Annotated in this window: 9 protein-coding genes and 1 tRNA gene; 7 read left to right on the top strand and 3 right to left on the bottom strand. The window is 41.9% G+C overall.

The genetic code is table 11. The annotated features are described in order from the left end of the window. Positions 1 to 385 precede the first annotated feature (385 nt). A complete protein-coding gene (locus FC65_RS05525) occupies positions 386 to 1,123 on the bottom strand; it encodes a WecB/TagA/CpsF family glycosyltransferase (protein WP_056971857.1) in 738 nt (245 codons plus the stop codon). A 467-nt stretch (positions 1,124 to 1,590) separates the two neighbouring features. On the opposite strand from FC65_RS05525, the gene nadE reads away from it, so the two are divergent. Together nadE and FC65_RS05515 are read left to right on the top strand one after the other, a co-directional pair. After that, positions 1,591 to 2,418, top strand: coding sequence for an ammonia-dependent NAD(+) synthetase (gene nadE / locus FC65_RS05520; protein WP_056971856.1), 828 nt, complete (start codon positions 1,591 to 1,593; stop codon positions 2,416 to 2,418). Between the two features lie 87 nt (positions 2,419 to 2,505). Beyond that, positions 2,506 to 2,997, top strand: coding sequence for a hypothetical protein (locus FC65_RS05515; protein ID WP_235803080.1), 492 nt, complete (start codon positions 2,506 to 2,508; stop codon positions 2,995 to 2,997). Here FC65_RS05515 and recQ read toward each other — a convergent pair. Next, a complete protein-coding gene (recQ, locus tag FC65_RS05510; protein WP_082619046.1) occupies positions 2,994 to 4,778 on the bottom strand; it encodes a DNA helicase RecQ in 1,785 nt (594 codons plus the stop codon). The two genes, FC65_RS05515 and recQ, sit on opposite strands and share 4 nt — an antisense overlap. A 94-nt stretch (positions 4,779 to 4,872) precedes the next feature. On the opposite strand from recQ, the gene FC65_RS05505 reads away from it, so the two are divergent. From FC65_RS05505 to FC65_RS05495, 3 genes are all read left to right on the top strand, one after another. Continuing rightward, positions 4,873 to 5,358 (top strand): SprT family protein, encoded by a 486-nt coding sequence (locus FC65_RS05505; RefSeq protein ID WP_056971854.1) that lies wholly within the window; start codon positions 4,873 to 4,875, stop codon positions 5,356 to 5,358. Between the two features lie 69 nt (positions 5,359 to 5,427). Continuing rightward, positions 5,428 to 5,512 (top strand) — tRNA-Leu (locus tag FC65_RS05500). 171 nt (positions 5,513 to 5,683) lie between these two features. Beyond that, on the top strand, positions 5,684 to 6,676 hold the full coding sequence (locus FC65_RS05495; RefSeq protein ID WP_056971853.1) for a beta-ketoacyl-ACP synthase III: 993 nt from the start codon (positions 5,684 to 5,686) through the stop codon (positions 6,674 to 6,676). Positions 6,677 to 6,737: 61 nt separating this feature from the next. Here FC65_RS05495 and FC65_RS05490 read toward each other — a convergent pair whose 3' ends face one another. Continuing rightward, positions 6,738 to 7,937 (bottom strand): LCP family glycopolymer transferase, encoded by a 1,200-nt coding sequence (locus FC65_RS05490; protein WP_056971852.1) that lies wholly within the window; start codon positions 7,935 to 7,937, stop codon positions 6,738 to 6,740. A gap of 259 nt (positions 7,938 to 8,196) precedes the next feature. Between FC65_RS05490 and FC65_RS05485 the strand changes: the two genes are divergently transcribed. Then, on the top strand, positions 8,197 to 9,141 hold the full coding sequence (locus FC65_RS05485) for an AEC family transporter (RefSeq protein WP_056971851.1): 945 nt from the start codon (positions 8,197 to 8,199) through the stop codon (positions 9,139 to 9,141). Between the two features lie 388 nt (positions 9,142 to 9,529). Next, on the top strand, positions 9,530 to 10,684 hold the full coding sequence (locus FC65_RS05480; protein WP_056971850.1) for a C40 family peptidase: 1,155 nt from the start codon (positions 9,530 to 9,532) through the stop codon (positions 10,682 to 10,684). The last annotated feature ends 72 nt before the right edge of the window (positions 10,685 to 10,756 follow it).

Here is a 10,756-nt window from a genome sequence, read left to right as displayed (position 1 = left end):
ACGCTCATCAACACTAAAAAGTTTAGACCCTGAAAAAATGGGAAGACTGCTAAGAAAATAATTGGTGTTTATTCACAATGAAAGTGGAGAATTGCAACAGTTTTGAGTATCAGAAATCAGTCAGGTTTCAAAGCGTAAAGTATTGAAAAAATGAGGACGTGGTCTAATCTCGATAAAGTAAGTGCCAGAAGTTCTGCAAAACAAGAGACACAAATGCCAGTTGAAACCTGAGCGGCCATAACTTACTAAATTTGCCGTAAAAAAATTGTGGCCCACCAGAGGTGAAATACAAGACCCCCGGTAGACCACAATTTTCAATTTTTACTTGAAACTTAACTTTGCCTTAGTATTTCTAAGTAACATTTTAATTAAAATCATTTCTGGCTTAGCTTTTGTGTGTTAGTTTTTGCAGGTAGACCAAGCCTAAATATTTGGGAAGTGCCATCATTCGCCCTATGCGGCTTGGTTCTTTCAGCAAACGATAGAGCCATTCAACATGGTGATCTTGCCATTTTTGGGGTGCTCTTTGGGCAAAACCCGCTAAGACGTCGAAACTACCGCCTACACCCATCCAGATGGCATCTGCAACATGACGGTATTTAGCAATGAAATATTCTTGCTTGGGAAAACCCAACGCTGCGAAGACAAAGTCGGGATGAGCACTTCTGATTTTTTCTGCCACTGCATCTTCGTCTTCAAAGTAGCCGTCTTGCCAACCACAGATCTTGATCCCAGGGAATTTTACTTCAACTTTAGTGACGGCAGCTTTGACCACTTCCGGTTTTGCTCCCAACAAGAAGACGCGTTTGTGATGCTGGCCTGCCCATTTTAATATAGCTAGCATACTATCAAAGCCGGTGATCCTTTCTGGAAGAGGAGTCCCGAGGATTTGAGCACCCTTAATGATCCCGATCCCATCGGCGGTGGTGTAGTCCGCTCCAGCAACTATTTGGGCGTATTTATGATTTGCCCTAGCCGTTAAGACTATTTCTGGATTGGCCGTTACGATAAAGCGATTTTGCCGGTCAAGGCTGTCTTGATAGACTTGATTTAAAAACTGCTGGACAGTTGCTTGAATAAAATTGACTCCGAGTACGGAGACTTCCGTAAACTTTTGGCTCATTTGACCCTGCCTTTATTTCTTAAAGTTGCTACCATTATACCAAATGAATGCTTGAATAGACCAGCAAGTCTAAATCTTATTAAAAATGCTATAATTATTGCGGTTGTTTAGCGAAATGTTTGCACGAATGGCCAGTCATGTTCCACAATAATATTTAAAAGGTTCCAGTGCAAAATTTCTGAAAAAAATGGTGATATTCGTGTAAAAATCACTTAAAAAGTGTAAAATAACACCTGTGGTAGAAAATATGACATCAGTTTTTGATCAACTTTAACTGCTGTCATTCTCGCAGGAAAAGTGCAAAATTTGCTCGTCTAATTACGAGGGGAAATCAACCTATACCACTTTGAACAAAGTCAATGACATTAGAGGTTACCATGTAGTGTCCAGTAAATAAAGTAGAAATAGTCAGTAAACCTGGTTTAAAAACCAACGTTTATTTTTTAACCATACGAGGAGGAATATGGATGCGTCCGTTGCAAAAACAAATTATTTCCGAACTACGAGTACTTCCTGAGATCGACCCCAAGCAAGAAATCAGACGTTCAGTCGACTTCTTGAAAAATTATCTCAGAAAATATTCATTTCTTAAGTCTTTAGTTTTAGGGATCTCCGGTGGGCAGGATTCAACTTTGGCTGGTGTCTTGTGTGAACAAGCCGTTAGTGAATTGCGCCAAGAAACGGGAGACCAGGACTATCAATTTATTGCCGTCCGTTTGCCATACGGCTCACAAGCTGATGAACAGGATGCCTTGGATGCGATCGAATTTATGCAGGCCGATCAGATGGTCCGAGTCGACATCAAGGATAGTGCCGATGCCATGATGGCCGCTATTGAAGCTAATGATCTCACTGTCAGTGATTTCAATAAGGGCAACATTAAGGCCCGGGCCCGTATGATTGCTCAATACGCTGTCGCTGGTGCTAAGGCTGGTGCTGTCGTTGGGACTGATCACGCCGCTGAAGCGGTAACTGGCTTTTATACTAAATTTGGCGATGGTGGTGCCGATATTACACCTCTTTGGCGTCTAGACAAGAGACAAGGCAAGGCTTTACTGACTTATTTAGGTGCTCCTAAGCATTTGTATGAAAAAGTTCCGACAGCCGACCTGGAAGAAGATCGACCTGCTTTACCGGATGAAGTGGCTTTAGGCGTCACTTATCAACAGATCGATGACTATCTGGAAGGTAAAGAGATTGCAGATAGTGCCGCTGAAAAAATTGAAAATTGGTATTTGAAAACACAACACAAACGTCATTTACCGATCAACGTCTATGATGATTTTTGGAAATAAAGCAAAGAAGAAGGGGATGACCCTTCTTTTTTGTGTGGGCAATAAAATGGTATACTTGTTATAATTGGAACTAGAGGAGGAACGATTTTGAAGAAAAAAGCTGATCTGGGGCACTACTTACAAACGATCACAGACATTTTACAAGCGACTGAAGATATCGGTGGAAATCTAAATTCATACTTTGACTTGGCAAATGGAGTCGTGACTGACAAGAAAGAATTAAGTGCAGACCAGTACGCACAGATCCAGGAAAGCTTTAGCCAGGGAATCGAAGTATATCAGCAAAACATGGCTAAGCTCGAGAAAATCAGCGCACCAGTTGCAATCATCGGGCCGCATAAGCAGTTAGTGAAAGCGTACCGTGATTTTGTTGCTGGATGTGAGAAAATGCATGCCAGCATTGATTATTCGGGGCAAAAGATCGATGGTCCGGCCTTTAAGGAGTCAGAACAGGAACAATCTGATGCCATGGATCACGTTAATGCCCATATTGGCCGGATCATGCAACGAGTCGGTCAAGTTAGGGTGGATAAAAAAGCATTTTCCCGCAACAGACGAGAAAATGCTTTTTTTGTTTAAACTAAGTCAGAAGGTTCTTTGTCACGATAACTGTCGAGTACGGTCAGGAATTGTTGTCCGTATTTGGCTAATTTTTGTTGGCCGACACCCTTGATCTCTAACATTTGCTCAAGTTCATCCGGCAATTGACTGCACATTTCATGCAAAGTCTGATCTGAGAAAATAACGTAGGGCGGGACTCCTTGCTTTTCGGCCAGTTCATAACGTAAAGCTCGCAAACGTTCAAATAATTCAGAATCCTCGGGGTTAGCACTATTGTTTTGAATAATAGCTACTTTGCGAGTCACCGTACCTTGTCCCCGCAAGATATCCGCTCCTAATTGTGTGACGTGTAAGGTCGGATACTGCGGGTCCGGCATCGTCAAGTAGCCGCTGGCCGTTAAGTAATCGATCAATTCTTCGATCTGATTGGCCTTGGTGTCGTGCATAATACCGTAGGTCGGCAGCTCGGTCAAGTTCAGTTCTAACACTCGCTTGGCTTTTGAGCCGGCTAAGACCTGGGCAACCAGTTTCCGACCGTAACGTTGGTGCATCCGCATTACACATGACAAGATCTTTTGAGTTGTGACGGTAATGTCAGTTTCTTGGCGGTCATCGGTACAGTTGGAACAGGTACCGCAATCTTCCATGTCTTGACCAAAATAATTTACGATGAATTTTTGTAAGCAAGTCTGTGTGTTGACGTAATTTACCATACTTTGAATATTATGGTAAATGACTTCTTTATGTTTTTCATCGGCATCAGAGTTTTCTGCAAATAAACGTTGGATCTGCATGTCTTGCGCAGCATACAGCAAGATCGCCTCTGCATTTGAACCATCGCGTCCAGCCCGGCCGGCTTCTTGGTAGTATGCTTCTAAACTACCCGGCGCTTGAGCATGGATAATATAGCGAACGTTACTTTTATCGATCCCCATGCCAAATGCGTTTGTTGCTACAATGACTGATAAACGGTCGAATAAAAAATCTTCCTGATTCTTTTTCTTAACATCTTCAGGTAAACCGGCATGATAGACTGCGGCCTTGATCCCCGCTTTTTGCAACATAGCACCGATCTGTTCTGCTTTTTTGCGGGTTGCTGCGTAGATGATCCCCGCTGAATTTCGATTTGCTTTGACATATTTTAAAATAAAATTGTTTTTATTTTGCCCCTTGACTACTTTAAAAGCTAAATTAGGGCGGGCAAAACCGGTTTTGACTTCGTTTTCTGGCGGTACATCTAGACGCGCCATGATATCTTGTGCGACCTCAGTCGTTGCTGTGGCAGTCAAAGCGATGATCGTTGGCTGAGATTGGATCTGTGGTAGAATAGAGCTTAGCGCTAAATAACTTTTACGAAAATCATGTCCCCATTGTGAAATACAATGAGCCTCATCGATGGCTGCTAAAGCAACATGTAAGTGTTGGAGCCGTTCCATGAACCCCGGCTGCTCCAGACGTTCTGGTGCAATGTATAAAAGCTTTAGCTCACCATTAGCTGCTGCTGCTAAGATTTGGCGTGTTTCCTCCCAGCTTTGCGAACTGTTGATGAATCCGGCGTGGATCCCGCTATCTCTTAAGGAATCGACTTGATCTTTCATCAAGGAGATCAGCGGTGAAACTACCAGAGTCAAGCCAGGCAGCAATAAAGCCGGCACCTGGTAGCACAGCGACTTTCCACCCCCGGTCGGCATGATCGCTAAGGTGTTTTGCCCGGCCAAGATTTGGTCAATGATCTGTTTTTGGCCAGGGCGAAATTCAGTATAACCGTAGTATTTTTCTAATATATCTTGTGGAGTCAAAGAAAAGCTCCTTTCTAAAAACTTCATCTTAAATTTTAGCATTTTATGGAAGAGATTTTTAGACTTGAATTTAAATTAGTGTAGGAAGTGCCCAATGACAAACGATGACTTGCAAAATTTAGTTGAAAAACTTTCTAACGATTTCTTTGGGCGCCCGTTTTTGCATCGTGCTTTTTTCAACAAACGTTTGCGTACGACCGGCGGCAGATATCAGCTGGCGACCCATGATATTGAGATCAATCCAAAAATGTTGACAGAACATGGCAAACAAACTTTGGTCGGCGTGATCAAACATGAGTTATGTCACTATCACTTGCATTTAGTGAATGCAGGATACCGTCATTGCGATAATGATTTCAAACGTTTGTTACAAGAAGTCGGCGGCTCACGCTATGCACCACGTTCGAAGCAAGCTGTCCGGCAAAAACGAAAGTATTTGTACCAGTGTGTTTCATGTGGGAAAACATATCCACGGGTCCGGCGAGTCAATACCGATCGTTATGTGTGTTCTCGTTGCCACGGCCATTTGCAGCTGGTTGCAAATGGCGCTTGGATCGGCGATAAAGAGGTACTGCGTTAGTGTAATGGCTAGTACAATAAAAAACTATTGCAGAATTAATCTACCTTTGATATAATAATATTTGTTGTCGCGGGTATGGCGGAATTGGCAGACGCGTCAGACTAAGGATCTGGTGAGCATTGCGCTCGTGATGGTTCGAATCCATTTACCCGCATCAAAATAGGCCGTGGGAAACTGAAAAGCTTCCTGCGGTTTTTTCGTAAGGCAAGTGTTTTAAGCCTCGTCTTATGAAAAAATAGGGGGAGCAGTGTTTTTTTTGTGCTGTTTTTAAAAACAAAAAACTTTTTGCAGCTGTTAGCTGGCAAATGAATCTGGGGTGCAGAATATGACATACGTAACAGCTAGGGCTTGGGCCGAATATTTTCCGCCACGAGTTGTAGATAACGATGAATTGAGCTCTTTAATGGAAACGTCTGATAAGTGGATCCAGACACATACTGGGATCAAAACTCGCCACATCGCAATTGATGAGAATACTTCTGAGATGGCAACTAAGGTTGGCGAGAAGTTGCTGGCACAGTCTAAACTTCGTGCTGCTCAAATAGATATGATCATTGTCTCAACGATCTCTCCTGATGCTTTAACACCGTCAACAGCCGCCTTGGTCCAAGCTAATCTGGGAGCGACCACAGCATTTGCATATGATATTTCGGCAGCCTGTGCGGGTTTTGTGTTTGCATTAAGCACTGCGGAAAAATTTATTCGCAGCGGTGCCTATCATAATGTGATGGTGATCAGTGCGGAAAACAACTCGAAGATGCAAGACTTTAAGGACCGGACTTCAGCAGTTTTTTTTGCCGATGGGGCAGCTGGGATGATCATCAGTTCTACGCCGGAAAAAGAAAAAGAGATCTTTGTTGCTGAAAAGCTTTGTACCGCTGGTAATGCCGACGTTATTCACAGCGGAAGGATCGCACCGTTAAAGGAGATCTCTGCTGCTAATTATCCTAAGGTAGATGCTTTTTACCAGGATGGGCACGCTGTTTTTAATTTTGTAACTGAAACCGTTACGAAACACATTGCTGATTTTTTACAGGAACAAGAAATCTCCCCGCAGCAACTTGATTTAGTGGTACCTCACCAAGCTAACTTACGTTTGATCGAAAAGATCGCGGCTTATCTGGGCTTGCCAACGAGTCGCTTTGGCGTGAATATTACCGACCATGGAAATACTTCCTCAGTCGGTATTCCATCAGTTTTAGCTGAAGAGCTGAACGATAGGGACCAATTGGGCTTAACTTTGTTGAGCGGTTTTGGGGCAGGTTTGGCGTATGGCAGCTTATTACTAGATTTTTCCGGTTGTGACCTGAATAAATAATGACAATAAAATATCCTGACACTGTTCATTTCAATGTCAGGATATTTTTTATTTGAATTTTTTAATAGCCGTAAGCGCCAGTGCCTTGAGATTGGCCATAGGTTGATTGTTGTCCAAAATAATCTTGACCACCGCCATACATCTGACCTTGTCCACTTTGGCTTTGATCTGTCGTAGAGCCCGTGGTACCTTGTCCCTGACCCATTGAACCATCACTTTCGATCGGGTTGCTGAAAGTTTCGGTAGTTGGCTGCAAGTCGAGCTGTTCCCGGATCCGGTCAGAAGCCTTCTTCTTTTCTGATGATGAGGCAATTTGATAAGAGGCGCCGCCAAGCATTGCATCATCCCCACGTAATGTGTAGGAGTCGACTTTTTTACCAGCGCTCTTATAGTTGCTTTCGATCGTCATCATATCGTCATAACTCAGGTCGGTTTTCATGTTTGTTTGGATCGACTTGAGCAAGTCTTGGAATCGAGTGATAGATGAAACGCTGATCGCCTGATTGATGATCTCTTTTATGACTTGCCGTTGACGTTTTTGCCGACCATAATCACCTTCTGGATCATCGTAACGCATGCGTGAGTATGCGAGAGCCTGTTTACCATTTAATGTGACTTTTTTACCCTTGGTAACATCAGCATCGCTGTATTTGAAAGTCAAAGTTGGGGTGACGGTGACACCGCCTAATGCGTCAACGATCTTACGTAAACCGCCCATATTTACTAGGAGGTAGAAATCGATCGGAACGTGCGTTGTATTTTGTACGGTTTTGATCGCAGTTGAAACACCGCCGATGGTGTAAGCCGAATTGATCTTATCGTAGGAATTATCCGAGCCGGCGATCCTAACTTCAGTATCCCGCGGGATACTTGTTAAAGTGACATGCTTTTTTTCCGGATTGACTGTTGCGATAATGATCGTATCTGTGCGGCCTTTATCTGAACGACCCAGATCACCGGTATCCGTTCCCAAAATCAATAAGGAAAAAGGCTTTTTATTTTTGATCACGTCAGAAACATTGCGCATTTTTTTGACATTTGATTCTGTATAAGTATCGTTGAGGGTATTTTTAGCGGAATGTAACATGTGATAACCATATGCAGTTCCGCCATAAATTACTGCCAGTCCAACGACTAAAAGAATAGCACAGATCCTTTTGCGCCAGGTATGCTTTTTTTTGAACTGGTGTGAACTCCCGTTATCTTGCCGACGCAGGGGTGTTTCATAATAGTCCTCTTCGTTGTTATTTTTATTAGCCATATATGACTCCTTTATGTGTTCTCAAACATAATTGAATTATACACTTTAAGCCTTTTTTTTGAAATAAGCTGAAGAGCTTTTTAGGAAAATTAAACAATTAGCAAAAAAATTCATGAATTTAATGAGTGGTTTGCGAGAGAGTATGAAAAGTGTGGTGAGCATATAAAATATTTTGATTCGCTTTTCATGAAAATAAAAAACGAGTATACTCACAAGTAAGATAGGTTTTGTAATACAGAGTTAGAGAGAAGAGTTTATTTTGAGTGTGTTTTTACAAAGTATTTCGGGTGTCATTATTATTTTGGTCTTGATCATCGTTGGATATGTTCTGGCAGCTAGAGGATGGTTTCCCGGTTCAACTGACAAGCTGATCGCTAAGCTAGTTACGCAGATCGGCTTACCATGTTATATGATTGATACGATCACTAGTCGGTTCACAGCACATCAGCTGATAGGGATCATTCCTGACTTGGTGTTTCCGATCATTTCGATGTTGATCTTGATGGTCGTGGCACTTCTTTTTGCCCGGATATTTAAGGTTTCCGGCAGTCATCGCGGCTTATTTTCATCAATGTTCTTCAATTCAAATACAGTTTTTGTTGGTTTGCCAATTAACCAAGCCTTGTTTGGCAGCAAGAGCATTCCCTTTGTTTTGATCTATTATATGGCAAATACCACGATTTTTTGGACGATCGGGACCTATTTTATTCAAAGAGATGGGATGCAAGATGCTAAGTTTAACCTAAAGACTACGGTCAGAAAAGTTTTTTCACCGCCATTGCTAGGTTTTATCGTTGGGGTACTGCTTGTTTTGCTAAAAATCAAATTACCGTTATTTGTGATCAAGGACTTAAGTTACCTAGGTAATTTGACGACCCCTTTGTCCATGATCTTTATTGGGATCTGTGTGTATAATGCCGGCCTAAAGCAGCTGTCACTAAAGAAAGACAATCTATTGATCTTGTTAGGACGTTTTGTGTTAGCACCATTATTGATGACACTTTTGGTGGCATCGACCAATTTTCCTACTTTAATGAAACAAGTCTTTATTTTGCAATCAGCGATGCCCGTGATGACAAATGCACCAGTTGTTGCTCGTTTGTACAATGCTGATGCTGATTATGCCTCCGTAATGGTCACAGAGACGACTTTCCTCGCATTGATAGTTGTCCCAATCTTAATGGCTTTGACGCAGAATATATAATATATAAGCAAATAACCTTTAACCTCAATATCAGGGCGTTAGAGGTTATTTTTCACTAAATATAGTTAATTCCGAATAAAAATTTAAAAAAAGTTCGCAACTAAATGAAATTATTGTAACAAATCTTAAAAATTGTGGAAAATATAAAGAAGCTAGTTGTAGGCACAAAACCTTGTTGGTTATCATGTTTATTGATGAACAAGCATTGTTGTTTTTGTTTGTGAAACATTTTTGTAATATAAGAGTCTTTTTTCTTAAATAATATCAGTTTTTGTAAATATAATGTAATGGTTATCCTATGTTAATAATGATAATATGGAAATCGTGGTAATTAAGCGAACGAAAAATATTTATTAAATTACATTATTTTACATAGGAGAACATATTCATGAAGAAAAACTTACTTAGTCAATGTGCCATCGTTTTGGCAACAGTTACGTTATTGAGTGTCACTGCTCCAAGTATCTCAGCAGACACGACTTCTGATTTGGAAAACGTTAATACTGAAATTGCAGCTGCACAACAGAAATTGAAGGCTGCTCAGCAGGAAATTGAGAGTAACACAAAATTACAATTAACTAAGACGCAAAAAATTGCTGATTTAAAAAAAGACATTTCAGAAAGAAACGGTCAGTTACAAAAGCAAGCACGCTCAGCACAGGTCAATAATTCAGGTTCTGTTTTGAAATTTATCTCTGATTCAGAGAGTTTTTCCGATGCTGTGAGTCGGACTATCACTGTAGCTACAGTCGTACGGGCTAACAATCAGATTATGAAGCAGCAAGAAGACGACAAAGCCGAAGTTGAAGCGCAACAAACTGCTTTGAATAAGTCGATCAAGAAAGACAAGACTTTACAGATCGAGTTAATGAAAAGCAGTGCTGACTTGGATGCCAAGCGGGCTGAACTGAATGCTAAAAAGAATAAAGAAGACGCAGCTGCACAAAAAGCGGCTGCAGATGCCAAGAAGGCTGCCGACGACGCAGAGAAGGCTAAAACTATTGCTGCCGCAACTAAGGCTGCTGACACTGCTAAAGACAGTGTTGGCAATAAAGACCAAGGCCAGCAAGCAACAGAACCTGCAAGCACACAGACAGTTCAATTAGCAAGTAATAACAATAATGCAAAGCGTAATAATAGTGCTGGCAGTAACGGTGGTAGTGGAAGTTTCACGCCTGCACCGGCTGCGTCATATGGTTCAGTTACAGCGTATGCACTTTCATTTGTAGACAAGTCGCCATATGCGTGGGGCGGGACAACTCCTGCAGGATTTGATTGCTCTGGTTTCGTGCAATACGTATTTGGCAAAAAAGGCAAGTCCTTGCCGCGTATGACAACTGCACAGGAAAATGCAGGTACTCAGATCCCTGTCGGTCAGGCTCAAGCTGGTGACTTATACTTCTGGGGCGGACGTGGCAGTTCATACCACGTTGCGATCGCTTTAGGTGGTGGAAGCTTTGTTCATGCACCGGCACCCGGACAAAATGTTTCAGTTGGCAATACTCACTATTACACACCATCATTTGCTGTTCGTTTAAATTAAGATTAAAGATGTATTATCCAAGCACGGGAGAGATTCTGTGCTTTTTTGGTTCTTTATCAAGTGGTACTGATG

Origin of the sequence: Ligilactobacillus acidipiscis DSM 15836 (genome assembly GCF_001435755.1) — a bacterium.
Classification (GTDB): domain Bacteria; phylum Bacillota; class Bacilli; order Lactobacillales; family Lactobacillaceae; genus Ligilactobacillus; species Ligilactobacillus acidipiscis.
The sequence above is the reverse complement of the archived record's forward strand: the minus strand, read 5'-3'. Positions and strand labels throughout refer to the sequence as shown.